The organism is Peribacillus aracenensis, assembly GCF_025175645.1.
GTDB lineage: Bacteria > Bacillota > Bacilli > Bacillales > DSM-1321 > Peribacillus > Peribacillus aracenensis.
The window spans coordinates 18,860-44,450 of the sequence record NZ_JANZMJ010000042.1; the positions used below are offsets into that span (position 1 = coordinate 18,860).

The window sequence follows — 25,591 nt, forward strand, 5'->3', positions numbered from 1 at the left end:
ATTTAAAATCAACTGGAACTTGGAGATTCTAAATGGTCTCACTCCTAACCGTGATTTAAAAACAAACGTGGTGTACTTTTTTATGGATGAAACCCTCATTGGATTTCTGAAATCAACTGAATATTTTTAAAACTGAAGGCAAATCTGCTTTTAATCGAGTTTGTCTACATCTGAGACCGCTAAAAAAGCGGTCTTTTTCTATAGTTGGAAAATTTCATGAAAAACCATTTATGTACATGAAATCTTAGTTTCCTCACTTGCTTGTATAATCTCTTTCAACCTTGCAAATTCGTGTTGAGTATGACGAGTACCAATCTTTCATCCCTTTTTCTTGTGCTTTTTTGTGAGCGGCATTTTCTTTCCAAAGCTTTATGGCATCCAGGGACTTCCAATAGGATACGGTAATTCCTAACCCGTTTTGATCTCTTACGCTTTCGACTCCTAAATAGCCATCTTGTTGAGCAGCAAGTTCATTCATGAATTCCGCGGTTGAATGGTAGCTTGCGGCATCCTTATCGCTTCTTTGTGAAGTGAAAATACAAGCGTAATAGGGTGGTTCGGGAGTATTAGCAAACATGAAAAGATGCCTCCTTTTAACTTAATATTCAAAATAATACCACATGGGCGAGGACATGGATAGATGCCAGGTAAAGGGATTCCCTGATATCCGCCAAGAAAACAAGGAGGACACGGCAATTCTTCGGAAGGGATTTTATTCTTGATGCACGAATATATATTACTTTGGGGCCCTATGGAGTATGGACAAAAATCGAAGGCAATAGAAGTATATTAGCTAAAAGGCAATTATCCCTGTTGGAAAGTTGGGATTGTGGCCGCGATTCAAATGAAATGATAAAAACGTTGAGACGTATGATCCCAGAATTCCTTAGACTAAATAAATGCCTATGTACGCAAGTGGGTGCCGAAATAAATGAAGACCATATCAAAAGAATAATGGATATGGTTATCTGAAGGTTATAGGACACTCGTTGTTCGTGTGAAATGTGTAATCACTTTTGGAGGGATGACTAAGTGTCAGAATTGGTATATCATGTAGCGGTCTCACTGGACAATTTCATTGCCGATCAAGCAATGTTGAATGGGAATATCAATCAATCCTTTTTCTTATTTGAAGGAGATCATGTCCCAGACTTTTTATCCGATATCCAGCAATATGAAGCGGTGTTGAGGGGAAGGAAAACATATGAATTTGGATTTCAATTCGGAGCTAAACCGGGTGAACCAGGTTATAAGGGATTGAAACATTATATATTCTCGAGCTCCCTTCAGTTTGAATCGAATGAGGAGGTAGAACTTATCGAAGGAAATGCCGTAGCGTTTATCGAAAACCTCAAGCAGCAAGGTGACGGAAAGCTATGGCTTTGCGGGGGCGGAGAATTGGCTGGAATGTTATTAAAACATAAACTCATTGATCAATTGGTGCTGAAAGTGAATCCAGTCATAATCGGTGAAGGCACTCCTCTTTTCGGCAGCGTTAAGCCAAGTCTAAAATTGGATTTAGTTGACATGAAACAATATCCAAACGGAGTGATTAAACCTACATATAATATTATTTATACTTAGGGATATGGTGGAGGGCGGCCTATACTTCATTCGTAAACACTTTCCTTCAATAGCTAGGGCTGCTTTGGCGCAGCTTTTTTTTGATGAAATTCACTGGTCATTAAAAGTTAAAATATTCAAAGAAAATTAATTAGAAATTTATTTTTAACATATATCCTTTCAGTATCATGAAAGGAGTTTTTCTATGAGGAAAATGTTGAAAGTATCAAAGAATATATTTTTCACCTTCATTGCTATTATCATATTTGTAGCAATAGCTGTTTTTATTTACCATAATTATCAAAAGGGAAAGGAATCATCATTAATTAGAGAAGGAACATCGGTTGATTTTAATAACAAAGGAATTCATGTATATACGGAAGGCAGCGGTGAGGATACATACGTTTTTATGTCCGGTTCCGGGATTGCGGCTCCAGTTTATGAATTGAAAGGATTATATAGTAAGTTTGCAATAGAAAATAAAATTGCAGTCATTGAAAGAGCTGGATATGGATACAGTGATGTTTTTCACGATGATAGGGATATTGATACAATATTGGAACAAAGCAGGAAATCATTGATGGAAAGTGGAAATAAACCTCCTTATTTTTTGGTCCCACACTCAATATCAGGTATCGAAGCTATTTACTGGGCACAAAAATACCCAAGTGAAATAAAGGGAATCATTGCTTTGGATATTGGTTTACCGCACCAATATGTAACTCATAAAATGGGCATGGTAGATTCATTGACTGTAAGAGGAGTGAATATTTTAACGAAAATGGGTTTGCACCGTCTTTTTCCTTCTGCTGTTTATAATCCCGAAGTGATTCGGCAATCATTCTTAAGTGACCATGAAAAGGAAATGTATAAAGCACTATCATATAAACAGTTTTTTAATGATGATATGGAGCAAGAGCTTTTACAAAGTTACAGTAATGGGAAAAAATCAGTGAACTTGCCGATTCCAAAAGGTACACCCATTTTATTTTTAGATGCGATTGCCGATGAAAATAAGGATTCTAAATATACAAAACAAAAAAATGAAGATTATGAGAAGTTTGCAGAGAAACTATTAAAGGCCGATGTAATAAAACTGAAAGGGACACACAGCATATATTTATATGCGCCAGATGAGATCTATGATCTTGCCATGGAATTTATCAAATGAATAAAGAAAGGTTTTGTGATGAAAAGATATAATATTTTAATTGTTGAAGATGACTTGATGATTGGTGATTTATTGAAAAAAATTTTGCAACGCGAAGAATACAATGTACGTTGGATGAAAGAAGGAAAAGATATTATAGATATAATCCATGAGATGGATTTAGTCATTATGGATGTTATGCTGCCAGGAGATGATGGCTATCAAATTACAAAGAAAGTAAAAAGTCTAGGATTAAATATTCCAGTTATTTTTCTATCTGCCCGAAATGATATCGAAAGCAAACTCCAAGGTTTGACAATGGGTGAGGATTATATGACTAAGCCTTTTGATCCCAGGGAGCTATTACTAAGAATGCAGAAATTGCTGGATAATCAATATGGTACTTTCACGCAAATTAAGCATATATATATAGATGCCGAACATAAGAAGGTATTCAATAATGACTTGCATAATGAAGTGGTTTTTACTGCGATAGAGCGTAAAATATTTTTCTATTTATATGAAAATAGGGATCGGATCTTAACGAAAGAACATTTCTTTGAATATTTATGGCAGCTCGAAGATAGGAATCAAAATATCATTAATGTACATATAAAAAAAGTTAGAACCAAAATCAATGATAACAACGGTGAGATCATCGAAAATATATATGGGGAAGGGTATAGATTGAATACCTATATAAAGAAATGAAATTAAAGAAAAAATATCAGCTATTATTATTTATCGCCGTTATTAGCGTGCCATTTATATTACTGTTAATCAGTATCCTTATGTCAGTCATTTATGATTTTGCCTTTAAAACCAAAAATGATGACATTCCTTTTCATCAATCTTTTGCATATCCTACAATGCTTGGGGTATTCATTTTATCATTATTATTGTTAGCCTTCTTATTTTCCAAATCTATTAACTCGCTATTAAATAAAATAAATATATTGAATGAAACCATCAGGAATTTAGCTAGTGATAAGGAGATTCCGAATATCTTAGAGATTAAAAGCAATGATGAAATCGGGAAATTAACTAAATCTGTGAACTTATTGATAGAAAGGACGACCTTTCGGGAATTGGAACTAAAACAACAGGAGGAAATGAAAAAGGAACTCTTGAATAAATTAAGGCATGACATCAATACACCTTTAACTGCAATAAGATTACAATTGTTTTATATAGAAGGGCAATATACGGATCAAGTTCCACTATTACAATCACTTTATCAACAAATTGATTATATTTCCGAATTAACAAATGAATATAATATACAATCCACAGATGCGTTAGATAATTCTTATATCTTAAATGATGAAGTGAATATGCACGATTTAATAGAAATGATGGTTAAAAAATGGGGCTATTTGTATAACATGCATGGTATTGAATTAATTTATCATCCATTACATGGAAAGTTGGAATGGATAAGTAATGACTTGTGGCTTCAAAGGTTATTCGATAATGTTTTCCAAAATGTCTTGAATCACTCGAGGGCTGATAAACTTGTGATAACCATAGAAAATAATGGGATCAGTATCAAGGATAATGGAATTGGTTTTGATATTGATAGTAAAAGTAAGGGGCTTGGTTTAAAAATAATTGAGGATATAGCCAAAACACTACATATAAAATATGATTTGCAATCAAACGAAAGCGGAACTTCATTTTGTTTTACATTCGAAAAAACGATATAAATCTCAATTGATTGGTTAATTTTGCGGCATTAGCATCCGGGGATTTTGTCAAGGGTTCATCAATATCATTCTTTTCAGATAGTTTGCCCTATGCAACATAGTTATATATCACTTACTTATATAAAGCGATACAAAAAGGTTGCTATAGACCCACCCATTTTTAAGTTGGTATGATATTCAGGTACTTAATTGTGGGGGGAAGTTGAATGGAAGAACAAAAATATAATGACCTCAAATTAGGCGAACGTGGTGCAATCATTAGTATCATTGCTTATATTTGTCTATCAATCATGAAACTTGTTATAGGATACATAAGCGACTCAGCGGCCTTGAAAGCGGATGGTTTGAACAACACGACCGATATTATCGCGTCCATTGCCGTGCTGATCGGTTTAAGGCTAGCTCAAAGACCCCCCGATAAAGATCATGGTTATGGTCATTGGAAAAGTGAAACGATTGCTTCGATGGTAGCTTCATTCATCATGTTTGCTGTTGGTGTACAAGTTTTAATAGATGCCGTTGCTTCCATGCTTAAAGGTGGAAAGGAATCACCTGACATTATTGCAGGGTATGTAGGTATTTTATCAGCAATAGCCATGTATTTTGTATACCGATATAATAAAAAGCTTGCTATAAAAATTAATAGTAAAGCCGTTATGGCAGCTTCAAAAGATAATATTTCCGATGCTTGGGTAAGTATCGGAACAGCTATTGGGATTTTCGGTTCCCAATTAAATATGCCTTGGCTTGATTCCCTTACTGCCATCATAGTTGGATTATTGATATGCAAAACAGCCTGGGAGATTTTCATTCAAGCCTCGCATGAACTTTCTGACGGGTTTGATGAAAATAAAATTCATCTATATAAGGATGTAATTACAAATGTGGATGGAGTCAAGGGGATAAAAGAAATTAAAGGGAGAAATTACGGGAATAATGAAGTGATTGATGTTGTCATCCTTGTCAATTCTACCTTGGATATTAAAGAAGCACATGATATAGCGACCCATGTCGAGAAAGTGATGATGAAAGATCATGGAGTGTATGATGTTCATGTCCATGTTGAGCCCAATTAATTCTCTCCCTTGAGCATTAATAAAAAGGGTATAAAATGGCTTTACAAACATATGAATAATATGCAATCATTCATTACATTGGAAGGAAAAGGTACCTTATACAATGAAGCAGTAATCTTATCAAATAAACAGTAAATCTAAATCTATATCAATGGGTGTAATCGGTTAGATATGTTCAAAAAAATACGTGTCACTTTGTTTGCTTACCGATTTTATTGGTGAGTAGCGTGAATCACCATTTCATTTGAACAAGAAACTTTTGAGATACCCTTGTGAGATTTTTAATGATTATGTTTAGAGATGGGATTCGTCTGTTCGTTTATAGGGACTAATTCATATACAACTGCTTTATCTGTTATCAAATCAGATGAGGTATATTTGGTTTATGTATATTAATTTAGTAACAGGCGATCTCTCTCTAGAAAAATAGAGGGGGATTTTTCATGTTATTTTTAAAAGCGAATGATTTAAAGAAAAGTTACGGGAACCGTGAAGTTCTTTCCGTTGACTCACTTCATCTTTACAGCCATGACCGTGTTGGATTGGTTGGTAGGAATGGAGAAGGTAAAACGACCTTGCTTTCTATTCTAGCGGGCGTGAGGGAACCCGATACAGGTCATATAGAAAGCTATGGAACAGTCGGCTATATCCCGCAAATTGAAGAAAATGAACAAGAAATAAGCGGGGAGTTAACGAGCATATGGAAACTGCCCAATGAGAATCAAGAAATCATAAGCGGCGGCGAGCGTACTCGAAGGAAAATCGCCGCAGCTCTGTCCTCCAATATGGATGTATTGATTGCGGATGAACCTACCAGCCATTTGGATATATCCGGAATTGAACAATTGGAAAAGGATTTAAAGTCTTTTAATGGCGCTATTTTACTTACTTCACATGATAAAGCTTTCTTAAATCACCTGTGTACAACAATATGGGAAGTCGAGCAAGGCAAGGTAACTGTATATGAAGGGAATTACGAAGCGTATATCAAACAAAAGCAAGCAAAAACAGAAAAGGAAGATAAGCAATATGAAGAGTATACCCGTGAAAAGAATCGGTTGAAACAGGCTGCCCAAAACCTCCAAGCCAAATCTGATTCAATTAGGAAAGCCCCTAAACGAATGGGCAATTCAGAAGCAAGGCTCCATAAACGGAGCTCCGGGAAACAGAAGGCGAAATTGAACCGTTCCGCAGAAGCGATTGAAACTAGAATCGAAAAATTAGCAAAAAAAGAAAAGCCGAGGGAAGATTCCGCTATAATCTTTGATATTTCGGAATTTCCATCTTTGCATAGCAAAAGGGTCATTCGATTTAATGGCTGTTCCCTGAAAGTCGGGTCAAGGATACTGAAACAACATATTTTTGGAGATGTCCCCCTAGCTTGCCGACTCGCCATCGATGGTCAAAATGGTTCAGGAAAAACGACATTATTGAAAAAGATAGTGGAGCGGCACCCAGATTTATATATCGCGAAGCCAGCAAAAATTGGTTTTTTTGCCCAACAACAAGAAAACTTGAATGAAAGTAAAACGGTTCTTGAAAATATATTGGAGGACAGTCCCTACAATCAAGCCTTTATTCGTACGCTATTATCCCGATTAGCTTTTAAAGGAAATGATGTTCACAAACAAGTATCCCTTTTAAGCGGTGGGGAAAGAGTCAGGGCTTCCCTGGCAAAAGTTTTTTTGGGAAACTATAATGTACTGGTTTTGGATGAACCTACAAATTACCTGGATATTCAAACTAAAGAGGCTCTAACCGAGGTGTTAAAAGCATATCCAGGAACCATCGTTTTTGTGACTCATGATCGTTCATTGATCCAATCGCTTGCAACACATGCACTTTCATTTGAAGATGAACCTCCGAGAGTATGTGCTATCAATCAGAAATCAACTAAATCGGCTACGCTTAAAGATGGTCATCTAGATAAACAGGCTGAACTTCTTATGATTGAAGTGCAAATCGTCGAGACCCTTGGGAAGTTGTCCAGTGTAATGAAGGAAAAGGAAAAGGAGAAATTGGATAGGGAATACCTCCAGCTCTTGAACAAGAAAAAGGAGCTTGAAGATTAAGTGCCATCCATTATTAATTGCCCTTCTTAATCAAGAGGGGCTTTTTGATGGATAGAGCGGTTAAAGTAGGTGAAGATAAAATAGCAATAAAATGGATGAGTCCTAATTAATCTTGATTTAAGAAATATATGGAGATTTTATTTTTCCGAAGTGACTCAATAGTCCTGTATTTTGGATGACGCTATATGGGGAAAGGGGGAAATTACGAAGAAAATCAGTAATCCGTATCCTGCCACGGCTAGACTTGTGATTAAAACAACTGAAGAAAACCAATACATAGAGGAATAAAGGTCCTTGCTCAAACTTCAGTAATTTGAGGGAGAACCTTCACTTGGTCCTTTGAACGGCGATTATTTACACCAATCAAAAAGGAATGCCAATTATTTTAAGCATTCCTATGCATTCAGATTTTTCTGCTGTTGCTCTCGTTTTCCGGTTTCTTTATGATTGCATATGCAAGGTATCCTATTAAGCCCATAAATAATCCGGTGCCGCCTACAATATAAATCATTGTAAACACTTTTCCAAATGTTGTCTGCGGTTCAAAACTTGGATGCCCAACCGTACTAAGAGTAACAACACAGAAGTAAAGGGATTCAATCACAGTCAGACCTTCCTGCTTAACATAGAAAATTGTGCCGGAAAGTAACATAATCAGGACCAATACGAAAAGAACCTGGAAGTTCTTCAATTTAAAAGCAGACCATAGAGCCTTTAGGAAACGTTTCAAGGTGAGGATAAATGAAATCATTGGTAATTCCTTTTCCTTTCGGTTTCATTCCATTTTAAGTAAAGTGAATTAGTATATTCTGATATCGAGCTTGATCAGTTAATCATTCTACTATACAGGAATTCCTTTTAGATTGACAAAAAAACGTATTGATTTTAACCTGGTATGAACTAAAAGCGTTGGTAACCAATAGAAGGTGAAAGTAAGTAAGAAGGAGGTCAATCATGAAACCGCGTATTACTGTCATAACATTAGGTGTGGATGATTTGGAAAAATCGTTGAAATTCTATCGGGATGGCCTCGGATTTCAGACAGAAGGAATAGTGGGCAAAGAATTTGAGCATGGAGCCGTTGCTTTTTTCGACCTCCAAGAAGGCTTAAAGCTTGCCATATGGAATCGAAGGGATATAGCTCATGAGGCCAAGGTTCCTCTATCTCCGGCAAGTCCTACTGAATTTACCCTTGGTCACAATGTAGGTAGTAAAGAGGAAGTGGATATTGTGTTGGAAAAAGCAAAAAAAGCTGGCGCGATCGTTACCGATCCGGCACATGACACTTTCTGGGGAGGATACTCTGCACACTTTCAAGACCCTGATGGACACCTTTGGGAAGTCGTTTGGAATCCGCAGTGGGACATCACGGAATCCTGAATTTGATCCATTTCAAATCGATCTCGCTGAATAGAAACATGTTTAGAAAGCATCCTCATCACCTCAAGTTTTAATATTTCTAAAAAGACTCTAGGCAAAAGGATTCTATCCAAAGGTTAAAACAAAGTTGATTGGATCGGGTGTTCGAGACTCCTGCGGGAACAGAGACCCCATAGGCGAAAGCCGAGAAGGCTCCCTGACCGCCCGCGGAAAGCGAGTGCCTGGAGTGGAAAGCAACGTCCAAATTGTACAAGCCATAAAAAACTGTAGACAAACTCGATTTTTATCGAGTTGTCTACAGTATGAAAAAGCACTTTACCTTGGGGTTAAGTGCTTGTTTTTTTATTAATGAATTCTCTACTTTTTGCAATCATTTCTTTATTCTTTTCAATCGCTTCGTTATTACTGTATTTTACCTGATTAACAGTCTCACAATCTTCCATGTATTCAAGCAACAAATCTACAGCTTTATCCATCAATCTTTCGATTGGGATATTTTTTTCTTCAGCCAGTTTAGTGAGTCTATTATTCAAGTACGGATTGAGGGTAATGTTTATTGGTTTTCTCGTTTCAGAATTAATAAGTCGTTCCACCTACAGTCTTTTTATCTATCATATACCTTTAATTGAAGTTAAACAAATATGTGTAGGGAAATGTATATAGGCTTGTACAGAATTGAAGAGGCAGGGAGCTTTCTTTTTTGCTGTTCTAGGTGAAGCAAGGATGTTACACTTCTATGATTTAAAAGTCTGTAACACAACCATATTTTCAATAAAAATATTGACATAATCAATATAACGTTATAATGTTTATTTATTGAAATTGTTTGTTTTTTCAGACTACTATTCAAAAGGGGGAAAGGTTATTGAATAATTTTATGGGTTTACTCGAAATGAAAGTGCTTCCGGTTGCAAACAAAATTGGTTCACAAAGACATCTGCTGGCTATCAGGCACGGTGTTCTAGCAACTCTTCCATTGACGATCATTGGATCATTCTTTGTTATTTTGTTGAATTTTCCTATCGATGGATATGATGAATGGATTGCACCTTATCGTGCTGCTTTGGATGTTCCGTTCCGGTTTACAGTGGGAGCAATGGCTTTATATGCTGCTTTCGGGGTGGGGTCGGCGCTTGCTGGCCATTATAAATTAGATCAGCTCAGTGCAGGCCTCCTATCAGTCTTAGCTTTCCTGATTACATGTGTTGTGCCTACTCAAGTCATGGAATCCGTTCCAGGGGTGATAGAAGCGGGTCGCTGGTTACCTATCAGTTCTTTGAGTGCTGCCTCTTTATTCGGTGCAATCGTAACATCGTTGATTTCCGTTGAAATTTTTCATTTTTTAATTAAACGCGATATAAAAATCAAATTACCGGAAAGCGTTCCGCCAATGGTTTCGAATTCCTTTGCAGCTCTTATTCCAACATTGGTAGTGGTCCTTCTTTTCTGGGGTATTCGTTATGGCTTAGGCTTTGACATTAACTCGATCATCACTACTTTGGTGTCTCCTCTCAAAAATTTATTGGTTGGCAATAGTTTAATAGGTGGTCTACTTACAGTCTTTCTCATCGTTTTCTTTTGGTCGCTGGGCATTCATGGGCCGGCAATATTAGGGCCGATCATACGGCCAATGTGGGATTCGGCGATTCTCGAAAATATGGATACATTTGCAAGGACGGGCAATGCGGCGAATTTACCCAATTTATTTACCGAACAGTTCATTCAATGGTTCGTATGGATTGGAGGGGCAGGATCGACTCTATCGCTTGTCGTGCTGTTCTTATTTTCAAAATCGAAGTATCTGAAAGAACTGGGTAAACTGTCATTTGTTCCAGGGATTTTTAATATTAACGAACCTATCATTTTTGGAGCGCCAATTGTCATGAATCCCATTTTAATGGTTCCGTTCATTGTTGCTCCCTTGGTAAATGTCATAGTTTCCTATACATTCTTTCAATTAGGGTTGATACCGATGATAATGGCTAAGCTGCCGTTTACGGTCTTTAGTCCAATTGCGGCTGTCATCAGTACAAATTGGACGATCATGGCCGGGGTTCTGGTTTTATTGAATTTCGTCATCTCATTAATGATCTACTTTCCATTTTTCAAGATGTTCGAGAAGCAACATTTACGAGATGAAAATAAAATAGAAGCCGGACCTGAAGATAAAAAGGCGGGCATTAAATATGCTTGAAATAATTTTCGCAACCCTATCATTTGTAGGGGCCCAAATCATTTTTTCTCGTACCGGCCTAGGTGAAAAATTAACACCCTGGAAATCAGTCGGCATGTCTATTGTAATCATTGGCTTTTCAATCATTCTGTTTAGCGCAATGGGATCGACATATTATTTAATTGTCATTGTACCGACGGTTATATGTTCTGTAATGGTATCCTCACGCTACCGTGACTATTTAATGGGTTTACATGCCAGGCGGGCTCAATGGAAAGAAAGCAAGTAACGAAGGAGGAATGTTAGGTTATGAGACGATTGGGGATTTCCATTTATCCGGAACACTCTACACCGGAAAAAGACAAGGAATATATTAAACTTGCCCATGGTTATGGTTTTGAACGAATTTTCACATGTTTATTATCGGTTTCAAAACCTTATGAAATTGTCATGGAAGAATATAAAAATATTATTTCTTATGCGAAAACGTTACATATGGAAGTCATTCTTGATGTTGCTCCAGCTGTTTTCGACAAGTTTGATATCAGTTATGATGATTTGAGCTTTTTCGCAGAAATGGGAGCTGACGGTGTTCGTCTAGACCTTGGGTTCGATGGCTTGAAAGAAGCTAAAATGACATATAATCCTTATGGATTGAAAATCGAATTGAATATGAGTAATGATGTTGAATATTTATCGAATATTCTGACTCACCAAGGGAATAAAAATCAACTGATTGGCTGTCATAATTTCTATCCCCAAAAATACACAGGTCTACCTTATGACTTCTTCATTTCCTGCAGTAAACGTTTTAAAGAACATGGTATTCGTACAGCCGCATTTGTTACTTCACAAACCGGTGATATAGGTCCTTGGAGTATTAATGATGGATTATGCACATTAGAACAGCACCGGGAACTTTCAATTGATGTACAAGCCAAGCATCTATGGGCAACTGGGTTAATAGATGATGTCATCATCGGGAATGCTTACGCGAGTGAAGAGGAATTAAGAATGCTGGGATCATTGCAGCGTGACATAATCGAGCTGAAGGTGGAACTCCAATCGGATGTGTCACCAATTGAGAAAAAGGTTGCATTGGAAGAAATACACCTTCGCCGTGGTGATATCAGTGAGTATATGGTCCGCTCAGTAGAGGTTAGGAAAAAATATGCGAATGAAGACTTTGCAATCCGAGAAAGTATCCCACAGAGAAAAGGGTCTGTTTTCATCGGCAATGATTCCTTTGGTAAATACAAAGGGGAACTTCAAGTCATTTTAAAGGATATGCCATTGGATGAACGAAAAAATGCAGTCGCCCATGTAGTAAAAGAAGAACATTTTTTAATGGATTATATTAAACCATGGGCCACATTTAAATTGATTAAATAACCTATACCTAATTTTTAAGGAGGATTACGGATGAATATACTATTATGCTGTTCTGCAGGAATGTCCACTAGCCTATTGGTCAATAAGATGGAGAAAGCGGCGGCGGAAGAAGGACTGAGCGTGAAAATTCAGGCTGTTGCCACAATGGAAGTAAGAAACCGCATAAATGAGGTGGATGTTATTCTTTTAGGCCCTCAAGTTCGTTATTTACTTAATGATATAAAGAAAATAGGGGATGAAAAAGGAGTACCGGTAGATACGATAAATCCAATGCATTATGGATCATGTAATGGCAAGGAAGTATTGCGTACGGCCCTCCAATTAATTTCAAAATAGCATACTATCAAAAGGGGTGTTAATATGGCGAAAACGAAAGAGGATCTATCTGAATTATCATTTCAATTAATTCTTCATAGCGGGAATGCCCGCAGTTGTGCGATGGAAGCCATCGCCTTGCAAAAACAAGGTAAATCAGGCGATGCCCAGGATAAATTAGAGGAAGCGGAGCATGAGTTTGTTGCTGCGCATAAAATCCAAACTGCATTGATTCAACAAGAAGTGAACGGTGAGAAATTCGAAATTCCAATGCTCCTGATCCATGCTCAAGATCACCTGATGACTTCCATGACAACAAAAGATTTAGCGATGGAAATCGTGGAATTACACGAGAAAATACAAAGGAACTAATGAATTCATTTATGCTGAAGAATTCCTTTTAAGAGGTTGCTGCGGCAGCCTTTTTCTTATGGAACAAACGGGTGAAAATGCTCGAATAAGGCGGCGATGCATTTCTTTAGCATAGATTCATGAACCTAAGCTATGGCAATTAAGGGCCACTCAAGATTAGGATTCTCCGAAATTTTAAATTATACTAATGTTCATGGCAGTAGCAAATAATACTGACATGAATTAACGATGGATAATCATGATGGAACGGAGAACAAACAACTGATTAACAAGATTAATCACGGTATAAAAGGGGAGCAAAACATGCAAAGAGTCAATCTAACTGAAGAATTTAGTCTTTCACGCATTGTTCACGGTATGTGGAGGTTGGCAGATTGGAGATTTTCTACAGATGAAATCCTATCTCTTATTGAACATGGAATGGATCGGGGCATCACTACATATGATCACGCCGATATATATGGCAGCTATACGTGTGAAGAGATTTTTGGGAAAGCACTTTCATTAAAGCCATCTTTACGCGATAAAATGGAGATCGTTACGAAATGTGGCATAGTTCTTAAATCCGAAAACCGTCCTTCTCATAAAAGTCACCATTATGACACTAGTAAAACCCATATAATAAAGTCTGTTGAACAATCTCTTATGAATCTTAAAACGGATTATATTGATTTATTGCTTATCCATCGTCCGGATCCCCTGATGGACCCGGCGGAAACGGCTGAGGCATTTAATCAATTAAAAGAATCAGGAAAGGTCCGTAACTTTGGCGTATCGAACTTCAAAAAACCGCAATGGGATATGCTTCAATCTTACCTTGAATATCCCCTTGTGACGAACCAACTGGAACTTTCCGCATATAATCTTGAAAACTTCGAGGACGGAACCGTTAATCTATGTCAACAAGCGGGCGTGGCTCCTATGGCTTGGTCACCTCTTGCAGGAGGAAGCATTTTTGAGGAATCGAATGAAAAGGCTGCCCGATTAAGAAAAACGTTAGAAATCGTAAAAGAAGAAATCGGTGCTATTGGAATAGATGAAGTGATGTATGCATGGCTATTGAGACATCCTGCAAAAATCATTCCCATCGTTGGATCCGGTAAGAAAGAACGACTGGACAGCGCCATCGATTCACTAAACCTAAGCATGAAAAAAGAGCAATGGTTCAATATTTTAACCAGCTCGATGGGACATGATATCCCGTAATGAACTGTACCGTTAAACAAGCCCTCATTAATGGGGACCTCCGTGAAGAGGTCCCCATTTTTAAATAGCAAACAATGACGAGATGGACTTTCACTATGGATACGAAAAGGTTAAAAGGAATTTTATAGAAGCTATTTATGTCCCATTTTCTGGACTTTCAGATAATTCTTGCTCCATACCTTCTATTTGACTTTCACTAACAGTGTTCCTGGTGAATTATAATAATCGTATTTTGCACCAGAACTCTTATGACAGTCGTTTGTCCATTTCTGTTATGGAAGCACGGGCAGACATTTTCAATGATGGAACCTCCTGATCATTCAAGCCAGTAGCAATGACAATTACTATAATTTCATCTTTTAAGTTTTCATTAATAACAGAACCGAAAATCATATTTAACTCTGAGTCTGCCGCAGAAGTAACAATATTTGCTGCTTCTTGTACTTCATATAGACTTATATTGGCGCCTGTGAGTTTCATTAACACACCTTGGGCTCCGTCGATGGAAGTGTTAAGTAACGGACTGGAAATGGCTTTCTTTGCAGCTTCCGCAGCGCGATGTTTACCGGTTGCCCTGCCAATGCCTATTAAGGCAGATCCTTTATTGGACATGATTGTTTTCACGTCTGCAAAATCAATGTTGATTAAACCTGGTACAGCAATTAAGTCCGATATACCTTGGATACTTTGCCGAATAACATTATCCGCTTCAAGAAATGCCTCAAGCATGGGTGTATTTTTATGTAAAATCTCCAATAAGCGATCATTTGGAATAACAATTAATGTGTCCACTGCTTTCTTCATTGAGGCGATTCCGCCTGCTGCTTGTGTTGCACGCTTATTGCCCTCAAACGCAAACGGAAGTGTTACAACGCCGATGGTTAGTATGTCAAGCTCACGAGCAATTTGAGCAATAGCAGGGGCAGCGCCCGTTCCTATACCGCCGCCCATTCCGGCTGTAACGAGTACCATGTCTGTACCTTTTAATGCTTCTTGGATCTGCTCTTTGCTTTCTTTAACCGCTTGTTTACCTACCTCTGGATTTGCCCCTGATCCTAAACCTTTTGTCAATGCTGCACCGATTTGTATCTTGATCTCTGCTTTTGATAAATTAAGAGCTTGTGCATCTGTATTAATAGCTATAAATTCTACACCTTTAACTCCATGTTCGATCATACGGTTAACGGCGTTATTTCCTCCGCCGCCAATACCAATTACTTTAATATTGACTGATGAGTTTACACTTGTAACAAACTCCATTTTATAGGACCTCCTAGTTCATTGAAATTACCTTGTTTCAAACTATTCAAATAAATAGCGGAAACACTCATTCATTTTATTCGAAATGTTTTATCTTTCTTATATTTAGATTTAGTTAAATAAAAAGGCATTGTCGTTAGAAGTCCAGTAAAGGAGACTCCTAACGACAATGCCTTTCATTGAACCCTTCCATTCTTTGCTAAAGGCGGGTGGGTTCGATATCCTAAAAAGGTAATCTTTGTTTTTATTCTAAGGTAATTCCACTTTTAAATCAATAAATATACATTATTACATACAAATACGTATCTATGAAGATGGCTCTGATACAAAAATAATTAAAAGTATACTAAAATGAGTTTAAAACAGATACTTAGTTTCCAAAATATATTATTGGCAATGGGGCGCGATTGCTGAACAATGAGAAGTCGCTTTTATACTAGCCGGATCCGAATCACGAAAACTGAGGTTGTCCCGCAGGTACCATCTCACGGTTAATAAAATCATATCAGGTTGATAATGTTTCCGCTTAAATACATTTTCCTTTTCCATACTGACCACGTCCATTTTTAGAGTACTAATATCAGTGTGTCCAAGATTTAGAGACTACCAGAGGAGAAAAAAGAAAAACGGAACTTTGACAACTCTCTTCACTAGGACAAAATACCCTTTTATCTTCAATTCAAGATTGAATTTTCATAATTTTCAAATATATTATTTCGTAAATAGTCAGAATATGCTAATATTTGTCTTGTTATATAGATATAAGGGGGAGAAAATATTGAAGAAAAAAGCATTAAAGTACATTCTCACTAGTGGGTTTTTGGCTTCCACTCTTGTAGGAACCACAGCTTTTGCTGAGCCTGTCACCACTCCAAATGGTCCTTGGGTACAGGATGGACAGAACCTTTCCTTATCAGGTTTGATGTCAAATGAGCAATTGGAAAGCAAATTAAAGCAGATCGAAAAGGCATCGAAAGGGAAGATGGGGCTTGAGCAATTTGGAACATCCAACGATGGGTACCCACTATATGTAGCGAAATTTGGTGACAATGATCCAGAGAAGAAGAGGGTGCTTGTTTATACTCAAATTCACGGAAATGAGCCACTCGGCACAGAAGCAATTGTTGAGTTAATGCAGCAGCTATCATCGGGCAGTAAAGAAGTAAATGATATGTTGGATGAGGTGAGTGTTTGGTTTGTGCCACGTTTAAATCCTGATGGAACAGCGAACCAATACGAGGGGAAACAATTTCCTACCAGGTATTCTCATCAAACATGGAATCCAAAAGAATTAGGCCTTCCAGCTGATACAAAAGCACCTTGGTATTACAATGCAGAAGGTAGCGAGAGAGCCCAAAACAATGATGGAAGCGTGGTTTACGGGATCCCTGGTTTCGACTTAAATCGTGATTTCCATCCGAATTATGATTTTGACATAATGGAAGAGATTAAAAAGGATCCACAGAAAGTGGCAGAAGTGTTAAACAATAGTGCCACAAATAATGGAGCAAACGCATCACTTGTCTTTTCACCGGAAACACGTGCACTTACAGAATTGACCCAAGAACTAAATCCTGATGTTGCCATTGACATTCATCACCGAGGCTTTAACCGCTTGTCAGAAGAGGACAGCCGTTCAGTTTCCATCCAGCTGCTTGCCCAATTTACAACCAAGCCTTATATGGACCCGTTCAGCGGGAAGAACTATGTGTTAGACGAGGATGTCCTTACCTTGAGCAAAAAAGTCAATGCCGTCGCTTATGAGTCGTTGCAGCTCGGAAACTCCTCTTTCGGCGCGATTCAAAAATATCCGACCGTGAACTACCCAGGCTCTGGGCTTGGGTCCATCCAGTTAAATGGCACAGCCACGATGTTAATTGAAATAAAGGGACAAACCCAAACGCTCGGTCAGAAGCAAAACGGAATGCTTAAAAAAACAGCAAAGGTTCCAGTCATTGCGGTTCTTAACGGATTAGCAGACGGTTCACTTGAAAACGCCAATCCTGCTGTCTATGATGCCATCCCAAGCACTGCCCTAGGAGTAAACCCTGGGAATAAACATTAATTTTATCGGTTGCTGTGAAGCGGTTGATTTTTAAAGGATGTACCATAATAGGAGAGTTATCCATAGTGATTAACTCTCCTATTTGTTGTTTTTAAATAGATTGTAGGGCTAGAGATTTGGAGGATACAGAGGCTCATTAAATTTTTGTTGCATCTAAAATTCTATTAATTGTGGTATTGAGTCGGTGTCTGTCACGCCTTGGATATGTATATGGAAAAAGAAGTGGAGAAGATTTATGCCGATTCCATGTCCGTCGAGATCATCCGCCAAAATAGGGATATTGGTTTCCTTTTCATTTTAAAACTTTTCCTGCTTGTTTTTGAGAGGGCATGAAAATTTCTACTGTATTGGTTTTTGCGTGTACCTCTTCTTCTCTAATTCAAGTTCATCTAAATCTATTATTTTCATAGTATGGATTAATGATGTGCTCCGCACCACTGTCATCGATTTGACCCGTCATTAAAAACAATTTTTTCTTCCGTATCAAAGGTGTTTTAGGGCCCAATTCCAAGCAGCCCAATTTCTGATTGAAGGACCACTTGTTTATTTTCTTCTATAAAGTTTGCAACAAGGGTAGGAATACCTATTCCAAGGTTAACATAGCTCCCTGATTGAATCTTGTTCCGCTCTTTTTGATAATTTTCTCCCTAACGTCAAGCTCTTTATCTACATGTATACTCATCAAATCAGCCAATTAATTGAGTTGTTCTTCTTTCAATTCGATTTTCTTTGCTTCCTTGAATTAATCGTTGTACATAAATCCCAGATGTAATGAGAGTTTAAAAAAACTCATTTAGATGCGTTACGCTGAAGCGTACCAAAAGTAATATAATGAGGCTTTTACGCATATAAAGAAAAAACGCTATCCAGATTCTTTAATTAAAATTCAAAGCATAAACAATCAATGATCTCTTAATAGTCCATACCGTAAATGCTTACTCAGCTTGTGCTTTTATTGTGAGAATTAAGAAAAATGATAGGTAGAAGGTGACAAACATGGAAGCAATCGTCCTAGCTGCTGGATATTCCAGCCGAGCGAATGCATTTAAAATGACTTTGCCGATGGGGCAAATGAGCGTGTTGGAGCAAACGATCTCTAAATTTGAAGGATTATGCAGCAGGGTCATCGTCGTAGCTGGGTTTCAAGCGGAAATCATCCAAGAGGAAATTGCCAAAATCATCAATGAAAATGCCTATTCATTTCAGATCAAGTTTGTTTATAATGAAAACTTTAACCAGGGAATGTTTCATTCCATTCAAAAGGGCTGCAACGAAGTAAATGCCCCAACCTTCTTTATTACACCCGGAGATTGTCCGCTTGTTAAAAAAGAGACTGTTCAGCTACTAGCAAAACACAAAGGAAACGTGGTTATTCCCAGCTTTGACCATAAAGGCGGCCACCCCATTAAATTATCTAGCGAAGTGAAACAGAAAATTCTAGAAACCAATCCAGAGAGTAATTTGCGTGTGGTCCTTGGTGGTTACGAACAGCAATACATGAATATAGATGATGTGGGAGTATTAATGGATGTTGATACACCGGAGGATTACCAAAAAGCCATTGATTATGATAAGCGAAGTAAAAATATAATTAAAAACTAGGAAAATCTTGAATAGAAATGAATCATAAAAGATCATTCTCATTGATAAAATCATAGGAAGAGGTTTCTATTCAGAATATGTTCCAATAAAAATATGAGTCGAAGGGTGTTGTTGCAATGAATCTCAAAGACATAAGCACCTCAGTGCCCAAAAAGGACCATAAAGGTAAAGTATCGGGCCAGTTGCCCTATATTAGTGACGTGAAATTGGAAAATATGGTTCATGGTGTTTTGTATCGATCGCCAATTGCTTATGGAAAAGTCATATCCATTCAATTACCTAACCTTCCGGAAGGGTATGAAGCTGTTGGAGCAGAGCATATCCCCGGACCGAATTATGTCAAAATTATCAAAGAAGACCAGCCCATTTTTGCCAATGAGTGGGTCAATTATATTGGTGAGCCGATTCTCATGCTCACGGGCAAAGACCTGGATATCCTGTACAGTTTGTTAAATGAAGTGGAGATTGAATTTGAAGAACATCAGGCTATCTATACATTGGACGAAGCGATCCAGCAAAAATCAGTATCCTTAGTTTTGGCAAGCTATGAATTTGGGGAAAGCTTAGAGAACATTTCAGCTATCGAGCAGGGAGCCCATCAAATCATCGAAGAAGAATATGATACGGGTTATCAGGAGCATGTCTACCTTGAGCCGCAGGGAATGCTCGCCGTTTATAAGGATGATGAAATTGTCGTCCAGGGATCGATGCAATGTCTTTATTATATAAAAAATGCATTGCTAAGCGCATTAGCCTGTGGTGACGATGAAGTTAGAGTTGTTCAAAGTCCTACCGGCGGAGGTTTTGGCGGCAAAGAAGATTATCCTTCGATGATGGCTTGTCACGTAGCCGTTGCCGCAAAAGCAGTCAAAAAATCGGTAATGCTCGTGTTCGACCGTTCTGAGGATATGCTGGTTACGACGAAAAGACATCCGGCCAAACTCAAATATCGAACGGCCCTTGATAAGGAAGGAAATATTTTGAGCATGTGTGTTGAGATCTTTCTCGATGGAGGGGCAAATGTGGGATTGAGCGATGTCGTGCTCCAGCGCGCATTACTAAACGGTGCCGGTGTTTATAAAATTCCGCATTTTCATGCAAAAGGCTATGTCTTAAAAACCAATACCGTTCCGAACGGCGCCTTCAGAGGCTTTGGTGCTCCACAAAGCTTTGCCGGAATCGAAAGTCATATTGGACATCTTAGTAAACTGGCAAAAATCGACCCGCTTGAATATAAACGGAAATACCTCGTCAAACAAGGAGACCCCACCATCACCAAAGGTAAATTCCGCGACCCGATATTAGTGGAAGAAATGATTGAGGACGTACTCAACGTGTCAGAATACAAAAAGAAAAAAGAAGACTTTCAGCGCTTAAATCAACAAAATCAGCGCTATAAAAAAGGCATAGGAACTTCGTTGTTCCTACACGGCTGTGGATTTACAGGCAGTGGCGAAAGAGATCATATAAAAGCAACGGTGAAGCTGGTTAAATCAAAGGACGACCAGGTATCACTAAAAATCTCAAACTCTGATATGGGACAAGGTATTTTGACGACGTTGTGTAAAATTGTCGCCAAAGAACTTAACCTCCCGTTCGAAGATATTTTGTACCCTTATCCCGACACAAAAGAGGTTCCCGACTCGGGTCCGACCGTAGCTTCCAGGACGACGATGATTGTCGGAAAATTGCTTGAACGGGCCGCAAAAAAACTTAAAGATCAGTGGCAAACAGGGGTGGAACAGGAAGTAGTTGAGCACTATGTTCACCGTGAAATGATTCCTTGGGACGAGAAAACCTTCACTGGAGATGCCTACCCGGCTTATTCATGGGGCGTTAATATCGTTGAAGTAGAAGTTGATACGTTAACAGGAAATATAAAGTTAGAAAAAGTATACGGCAATTATGAAGTTGGGAAGGTCATCGATGAACGGATTATGAAAGGCCAAATTGACGGTGGTTTGGCTCAAGGGCTAGCATACGGTTATCTAGAAAAGATGACGTCAAAGCAAGGTAGAATCCAACAAAAAAGCATATCGGATTATGGACCGCCGACTTCATTGGATGTTGTTTCAATTGAAAGCAAGGTCTTTGATAACCCCTATGCTGATGGTCCATACGGGGCGAAGGGCGCAGGTGAATTGACTTTAATCGGAGGCGCTCCAGCAGTCCAATCTGCGATCGAGGATGCCCTGCAAACTTCTTTTCAGCAAATTCCGATTACACCGGAAGTCATTATTGAAAGTCTTTGGGTGAAAGAAGGTGAAGAGGGTTGATTAAATTCACACTAAATGGAAGAACGGTAGAAACTGACACCCCTGCTACAGCAAGATTACTAGATTTATTAAGAGATGAGTTTGAGTTAATCGGAACAAAGGAAGGCTGTGGTGAAGGGGAGTGCGGAGCCTGCAGTGTTTTTGTGAATAACCTCCTGCAAAACAGCTGCCTTATTCCAATTGGCTCGATTGCTGGTGCCGATATTCAAACGATCGAAGGCATCATTGAAACGGAACAATTTAAAATTTTAGATGAGAGCTATTCCATTGCCGGGGGAGTGCAATGCGGCTATTGCATTCCGGGGATGATTATGGCAAGTGCAGCTTTGTTATCTGAAAATCCTCATCCTTCAGAGGCTGAAATTCGTGAAGGCATCTCCGGAAATCTGTGCCGATGTACGGGCTACAATATGATTGTTGAGGCAATTAACCTAGCAGCTAAAAAAGGTGATGGCTTATGGTAGAGAAAATAGCAGCGAATCGCTTCGAGAGTTTAGACGAAACGTTGAGCCAATTGAATAGAGAAGATTGTTCAATCATAGCCGGAGGCACCGATGTTATGGTTCTTCACAAAAGTAGAAGGGGAGTACCTCCGAAAATCCCTAAACCGATTGTTTTTATTAATCATCTTTCCGAATTAAAGCAGGTGTATCAACATCACAAGGATCTCCACATCGGGGCCTGCTGTACCTATAGTGAATTACTTGAAAACCCGTTGATTCCTTTTGCTTTAAAGAATGCAATTAAAACAATTGCTGCCCCGGCAATTAGAAACCGGGGAACATTAGGCGGTAATGTTTGCAACGCCTCTCCAGCCGGTGACATGCTTCCTTTATTATATGTATACAATGCAAAGATTCTGTTGCGCTCCGTAAATGGTGATCGCATGGTTGCGATTAGCGATTTTATTCAAGGTCCACGACGGGTTCAACGCTTTCGCGATGAAATAGTAATGGAGATTATTCTGCCACTCGTATTAGAAGATTCACATGTCGTTTTCGAGAAAGTCGGCAACCGCAACGCAGATGCCATTGCCAAAGTATCGTTTGCGGGTTTCGTCCGGTTAAGCAAAGATCGAATCGATGACATTCGATTTGCCTTCGGGGCGGTCGGACCTACGATGGTTCGTTCCATTGATATTGAGAAGAAGCTGGTTGGAAAAACGATACCATTAGCCGATGCAGACATCACTGCGATTGTGGCAGCTTTCGATAAGATCATTAGACCAATCGACGATCAACGCTCCACTGCGGCTTACAGAAAAACCGTTGCGTTACATCTTTTACGTTATTTTCTTAGCGTGAAGCAATATCAACCGAATTAATGTTTTAAAATAGGGGGGAGCTTTCATGCTGCTGATGGAAAAAGTGTCCATGCTGACGCGTCAAAACGAAACCTTTGCTTTAGCCATGATTATTGAATCAAAGGGCTCGACTCCCAGGCATGTTGGAAAAATGATTGTCTACCGGGATGGTACCATTGAAGGGACTGTCGGAGGGGGCTTGGCTGAACACTATGTGATCGAAGATAGTTTAAAGGCAATCCAAAATGGCCAATCTAAAATCGTTGAATATAAATTGAATAAACATGCAAAAGATGGAATTCAGATGAATTGTGGCGGCACGTTACGGGTTTTTATTGAAGTCTATACAAGCAAGCCTGAACTCATTCTGGCTGGGGCCGGTCATTTAGGCCATGCGTTGGCAAAGCTCGCTGATTTCCTCGAATATCCTTATTGCATTGTCGATGATCGCGTTGGTTATTGTACGAAGGAACGCTTTCCTAATGCGACAAACCTTTTCGTGAACGAGGATATTGGAAAGGCTTTGCTCGCAGCCAATCTAAATGAAAAGTCATATGTGGTAATTGTTACAAAAGATTGTGATGATATTGTATTAAAAACGGCACTGCAATTTCCGATTGCATATGCTGGGATGGTCGCCAGTAAACGCAAGGTCATAAGCATATTTGAAAAGTTAAAAAGTGAAGGAGTCACGCAAGAAAAGTTGGAGCAGGTCCATTCTCCAATCGGATTGGAAATTGGCTCGGAAACATCAGAAGAAATTGCCATCAGTATTATCGGACAAATCATCAAAGTAAGCAAGGAAAAAAAGCCTGTAAAAGTGAAACAATTAAATAGATAAGTAGAAAGGTATAACACCTGAGGCAGATAAAGCTAAAATCAAAATGTTTAATAGACAATGGGGTCAGTCCCCGCTGTGTTAAAGTATTAACTCAGTGGGACTGACCTTTTTTCTTAGATAAAAGCTAGCAGCTGGCTCTTGCTCTTCAGAGTGGGCTTTTTGTCGTTTTGATTCATTCATTAATATGGTAGGAATAGTTTACTTTATATAAAAGACGTCACCGTATGCCAGACTGTAAAAAAGATCATTTGAAGAGTGCTATTTCAAATGGACTGCCTTAACGAGACGAGCTGAATACATATTTAAAAAAGCCCCTTTAGTGAGGAGGGGAGACTGTACCCCAAATTACCCATAAACTAAAAAAGATTGCTCTTAGAAAGGTTAAGAGTAACCAAGACTAAAATTGAGGTAGACTTTTCACTCCATACTTCTTCACAAAGGCATCCCTTATTAAGCACTTGGATTCATCCCATTTTCCAGCTGGAAAAATTCTTTTAATATGCATTGAAGAAGTTCCTGGATTTAGCCTGATTAACGGTTTTATGAAACAGGGAGAACCCTTCCAAAAGGGTTTTGGAGGGTTAATTATCATAAGGAAAATGGAATTTTTAGAAAAAGATATTGACATCCCATTAGCTGGTTTAGCTGAAAATCAGAGCTGTTTTTAAGGCAGCTTTTTTGTATGAAAACACATTAGTAAAAAAGCCATGCTAAAATAAACCCTTCATATTCTCATTTTTTTGAAGGGCGTAAATGTACTATGTCGTTATATTAACTGATTATGCAGTTTGTTGTTTAGATGGAGCGATTGAATAGCCTTTCTTTTTTAGATATTCGATCATTTTTAATTCTTTGTTATTTTGTTTTTCTTCAAGGTAATTTGAGCCTAGTTCATGATAAGGTTCACCTGTTTTTAAGATGTTGTAAGCAATCGTTACTAGTAAATGGGCAGAAGCGATTCGTCCCTTCATTTTTCCCTGTCGTTTGGTAATTCTTTTTCGATGAGAAGCAATTCGATTATTTTGCCTTGATGTCGCTAATACACACTCTACGGCCATCGTTTTCAAAGCTTTGTTACCTTGTGTGGTTTTACTCGTTTTTTTTTACCAGCACTTTCGTAATTTCCGGGACTCACACCAGCCCAAGAGGCAAGGTGTTTAGCCGACTTAAATACGGACATATCCACGCCCATCTCTGCAATAAAAGTAGCTGCGGCAGCTTTGTTCACACCAGGTATACCATCTAATAATTCTACTTCCTTACGATATGGGGACAGGAGTTGATCAATTTGTTTTTCCAATTCTTCTATGGCTTTTTCTAAATAACTCATATGCTCCCAATGGTAACGCAACATATCACGATGATGACGGCGAATACGACCATTAATTGCATTGGCAATGTCAGTAATACTTGCTTTTGTTCGCCAATCCACCATTTTTCGAAGACCATCGGTCTCTATTTTTTCACCGTTTAGAATCGCTTCGAGGATACGGCGTCCCGATAAACCAAAAATGTCTGATAAAACAGATGTGAGCTTGATATTAGCATCTTGAAGAATTTTGTGGATGCGATTCTGCTCTGATGTGCGATGATGAATCAATTTTTTTCGATAACGAGTAAGATCACGTAAATCACGAATATCCTCTGGTGGTACAAAATTGCTTTCAATAAGTCCGCATCTTAGAAGCTTGGCAAGCCATTCGGCATCTTTCACATCAGTTTTACGCCCTGGAACATTTTTGACATGCCTGGCATTGGCAAGAACAAGGTGAAAAGATCCTTCGAGTATATTCCATATTGGTTTCCAGTAGACTCCGGTACTTTCCATCACAACATCGG

General features: G+C 38.5%; 25 protein-coding genes and 3 pseudogenes. 20 read left to right on the forward strand and 8 right to left on the reverse strand.

The features are described 5' to 3' along the window. Nucleotides 1-253 precede the first annotated feature (253 nt). Nucleotides 254-577 (reverse strand): antibiotic biosynthesis monooxygenase family protein, encoded by a 324-nt coding sequence (locus N0M92_RS26315; RefSeq protein ID WP_260288582.1) that lies wholly within the window; start codon nt 575-577, stop codon nt 254-256. A 455-nt stretch (nt 578-1,032) separates the two neighbouring features. Here N0M92_RS26315 and N0M92_RS26320 point away from each other — a divergent pair, with 455 nt between their 5' ends. The 6 genes from N0M92_RS26320 to abc-f all read left to right on the forward strand — a co-directional run bounded on the left by N0M92_RS26320 (nt 1,033) and on the right by abc-f (nt 7,567). Next, nucleotides 1,033-1,584: a dihydrofolate reductase family protein gene (locus tag N0M92_RS26320; protein ID WP_260288583.1), complete on the forward strand. Its 552-nt coding sequence runs from the start codon at nt 1,033-1,035 to the stop codon at nt 1,582-1,584. 184 nt (nt 1,585-1,768) lie between these two features. Then, nucleotides 1,769-2,734 carry an alpha/beta hydrolase family protein gene (locus N0M92_RS26325; protein WP_260288584.1) on the forward strand — a complete coding sequence of 322 codons (966 nt, stop codon included), beginning with the start codon at nt 1,769-1,771 and terminating at the stop codon, nt 2,732-2,734. A gap of 18 nt (nt 2,735-2,752) precedes the next feature. Further along, nucleotides 2,753-3,424 (forward strand): response regulator transcription factor, encoded by a 672-nt coding sequence (locus N0M92_RS26330; RefSeq protein ID WP_260288585.1) that lies wholly within the window; start codon nt 2,753-2,755, stop codon nt 3,422-3,424. Continuing rightward, nucleotides 3,421-4,419 carry a sensor histidine kinase gene (locus N0M92_RS26335; protein WP_260288586.1) on the forward strand — a complete coding sequence of 333 codons (999 nt, stop codon included), beginning with the start codon at nt 3,421-3,423 and terminating at the stop codon, nt 4,417-4,419. The genes N0M92_RS26330 and N0M92_RS26335 overlap by 4 nt, the downstream gene beginning before the upstream one ends. A 206-nt stretch (nt 4,420-4,625) precedes the next feature. Further along, nucleotides 4,626-5,495 carry a cation diffusion facilitator family transporter gene (locus N0M92_RS26340; protein ID WP_260288587.1) on the forward strand — a complete coding sequence of 290 codons (870 nt, stop codon included), beginning with the start codon at nt 4,626-4,628 and terminating at the stop codon, nt 5,493-5,495. 443 nt (nt 5,496-5,938) lie between these two features. Next, nucleotides 5,939-7,567 carry a ribosomal protection-like ABC-F family protein gene (gene abc-f, locus N0M92_RS26345; protein WP_260288588.1) on the forward strand — a complete coding sequence of 543 codons (1,629 nt, stop codon included), beginning with the start codon at nt 5,939-5,941 and terminating at the stop codon, nt 7,565-7,567. Between the two features lie 403 nt (nt 7,568-7,970). Here the strand turns inward: abc-f and N0M92_RS26350 are convergent, their stop codons facing one another. Further along, entirely contained in the window at nt 7,971-8,318 is a 348-nt protein-coding gene (locus N0M92_RS26350; protein ID WP_260288589.1) for a potassium channel family protein, read from the reverse strand. A gap of 203 nt (nt 8,319-8,521) precedes the next feature. Between N0M92_RS26350 and N0M92_RS26355 the strand changes: the two genes are divergently transcribed. After that, complete coding sequence (locus tag N0M92_RS26355) at nt 8,522-8,947, forward strand: VOC family protein (protein ID WP_260288590.1); 426 nt, start codon at nt 8,522-8,524, stop codon at nt 8,945-8,947. A 326-nt stretch (nt 8,948-9,273) separates the two neighbouring features. Here the strand turns inward: N0M92_RS26355 and N0M92_RS26360 are convergent, their stop codons facing one another. Continuing rightward, complete coding sequence (locus tag N0M92_RS26360) at nt 9,274-9,540, reverse strand: ribbon-helix-helix domain-containing protein (RefSeq protein ID WP_260288591.1); 267 nt, start codon at nt 9,538-9,540, stop codon at nt 9,274-9,276. A gap of 272 nt (nt 9,541-9,812) precedes the next feature. Between N0M92_RS26360 and N0M92_RS26365 the strand changes: the two genes are divergently transcribed. The 6 genes from N0M92_RS26365 to N0M92_RS26390 all read left to right on the forward strand — a co-directional run bounded on the left by N0M92_RS26365 (nt 9,813) and on the right by N0M92_RS26390 (nt 14,405). Beyond that, nucleotides 9,813-11,141, forward strand: coding sequence for a PTS sugar transporter subunit IIC (locus N0M92_RS26365; RefSeq protein WP_260288592.1), 1,329 nt, complete (start codon nt 9,813-9,815; stop codon nt 11,139-11,141). Further along, the gene (locus N0M92_RS26370) at nt 11,134-11,409 is read left to right on the forward strand and encodes a hypothetical protein (RefSeq protein WP_260288593.1); all 276 of its coding nucleotides are present in this window, start codon (nt 11,134-11,136) and stop codon (nt 11,407-11,409) included. Before N0M92_RS26365 ends, N0M92_RS26370 begins: the two co-directional genes overlap by 8 nt. A 20-nt stretch (nt 11,410-11,429) precedes the next feature. Continuing rightward, nucleotides 11,430-12,512: a DUF871 domain-containing protein gene (locus N0M92_RS26375; RefSeq protein ID WP_260288594.1), complete on the forward strand. Its 1,083-nt coding sequence runs from the start codon at nt 11,430-11,432 to the stop codon at nt 12,510-12,512. 30 nt (nt 12,513-12,542) lie between these two features. Further along, nucleotides 12,543-12,848, forward strand: coding sequence for a PTS sugar transporter subunit IIB (locus tag N0M92_RS26380; protein ID WP_260288595.1), 306 nt, complete (start codon nt 12,543-12,545; stop codon nt 12,846-12,848). Between the two features lie 24 nt (nt 12,849-12,872). Beyond that, entirely contained in the window at nt 12,873-13,199 is a 327-nt protein-coding gene (locus N0M92_RS26385; RefSeq protein ID WP_260288596.1) for a PTS lactose/cellobiose transporter subunit IIA, read from the forward strand. Between the two features lie 303 nt (nt 13,200-13,502). Next, a complete protein-coding gene (locus tag N0M92_RS26390; RefSeq protein WP_260288597.1) occupies nt 13,503-14,405 on the forward strand; it encodes an aldo/keto reductase in 903 nt (300 codons plus the stop codon). 246 nt (nt 14,406-14,651) lie between these two features. On the opposite strand, the gene ftsZ is transcribed toward N0M92_RS26390, so the two are convergent. Together ftsZ and N0M92_RS26400 are read right to left on the reverse strand one after the other, a co-directional pair. Further along, complete coding sequence (gene ftsZ / locus N0M92_RS26395; protein WP_260288598.1) at nt 14,652-15,665, reverse strand: cell division protein FtsZ; 1,014 nt, start codon at nt 15,663-15,665, stop codon at nt 14,652-14,654. 450 nt (nt 15,666-16,115) lie between these two features. Then, nucleotides 16,116-16,214: pseudogene (locus tag N0M92_RS26400) on the reverse strand (IS6 family transposase); the annotation flags it as partial. 229 nt (nt 16,215-16,443) lie between these two features. Between N0M92_RS26400 and N0M92_RS26405 the strand changes: the two are divergent. Continuing rightward, a complete protein-coding gene (locus N0M92_RS26405; protein WP_260288599.1) occupies nt 16,444-17,730 on the forward strand; it encodes a M14 family zinc carboxypeptidase in 1,287 nt (428 codons plus the stop codon). 206 nt (nt 17,731-17,936) lie between these two features. After that, nucleotides 17,937-18,002 (forward strand): annotated as a pseudogene (locus N0M92_RS29615) (YpjP family protein); the annotation flags it as partial. 225 nt (nt 18,003-18,227) lie between these two features. Here N0M92_RS29615 and N0M92_RS26415 read toward each other — a convergent pair. Beyond that, a pseudogene (locus N0M92_RS26415) lies at nt 18,228-18,387 on the reverse strand (CoA-transferase); the annotation flags it as partial. Between the two features lie 339 nt (nt 18,388-18,726). Here N0M92_RS26415 and N0M92_RS26420 point away from each other — a divergent pair. The 5 genes from N0M92_RS26420 to N0M92_RS26440 all read left to right on the forward strand — a co-directional run bounded on the left by N0M92_RS26420 (nt 18,727) and on the right by N0M92_RS26440 (nt 23,752). Then, nucleotides 18,727-19,332, forward strand: coding sequence for a nucleotidyltransferase family protein (locus tag N0M92_RS26420; RefSeq protein WP_260288600.1), 606 nt, complete (start codon nt 18,727-18,729; stop codon nt 19,330-19,332). 116 nt (nt 19,333-19,448) lie between these two features. Beyond that, nucleotides 19,449-21,608 (forward strand): xanthine dehydrogenase family protein molybdopterin-binding subunit, encoded by a 2,160-nt coding sequence (locus N0M92_RS26425; protein ID WP_260288601.1) that lies wholly within the window; start codon nt 19,449-19,451, stop codon nt 21,606-21,608. Further along, complete coding sequence (locus tag N0M92_RS26430) at nt 21,605-22,072, forward strand: (2Fe-2S)-binding protein (RefSeq protein ID WP_260288602.1); 468 nt, start codon at nt 21,605-21,607, stop codon at nt 22,070-22,072. The genes N0M92_RS26425 and N0M92_RS26430 overlap by 4 nt, the downstream gene beginning before the upstream one ends. Further along, the gene (locus tag N0M92_RS26435) at nt 22,066-22,932 is read left to right on the forward strand and encodes an FAD binding domain-containing protein (protein ID WP_260288603.1); all 867 of its coding nucleotides are present in this window, start codon (nt 22,066-22,068) and stop codon (nt 22,930-22,932) included. The genes N0M92_RS26430 and N0M92_RS26435 overlap by 7 nt, the downstream gene beginning before the upstream one ends. Nucleotides 22,933-22,957: 25 nt before the next feature. Continuing rightward, the gene (locus tag N0M92_RS26440) at nt 22,958-23,752 is read left to right on the forward strand and encodes an XdhC family protein (protein WP_260288604.1); all 795 of its coding nucleotides are present in this window, start codon (nt 22,958-22,960) and stop codon (nt 23,750-23,752) included. A gap of 779 nt (nt 23,753-24,531) precedes the next feature. On the opposite strand, the gene N0M92_RS26445 is transcribed toward N0M92_RS26440, so the two are convergent. Next, the gene (locus tag N0M92_RS26445; protein ID WP_237752102.1) at nt 24,532-24,819 is read right to left on the reverse strand and encodes a hypothetical protein; all 288 of its coding nucleotides are present in this window, start codon (nt 24,817-24,819) and stop codon (nt 24,532-24,534) included. Continuing rightward, a partial coding sequence (locus N0M92_RS26450) for an IS110 family RNA-guided transposase (RefSeq protein ID WP_260288605.1) occupies nt 24,816-25,591 on the reverse strand: 776 nt, incomplete at its 5' end. The genes N0M92_RS26450 and N0M92_RS26445, both read right to left, overlap by 4 nt.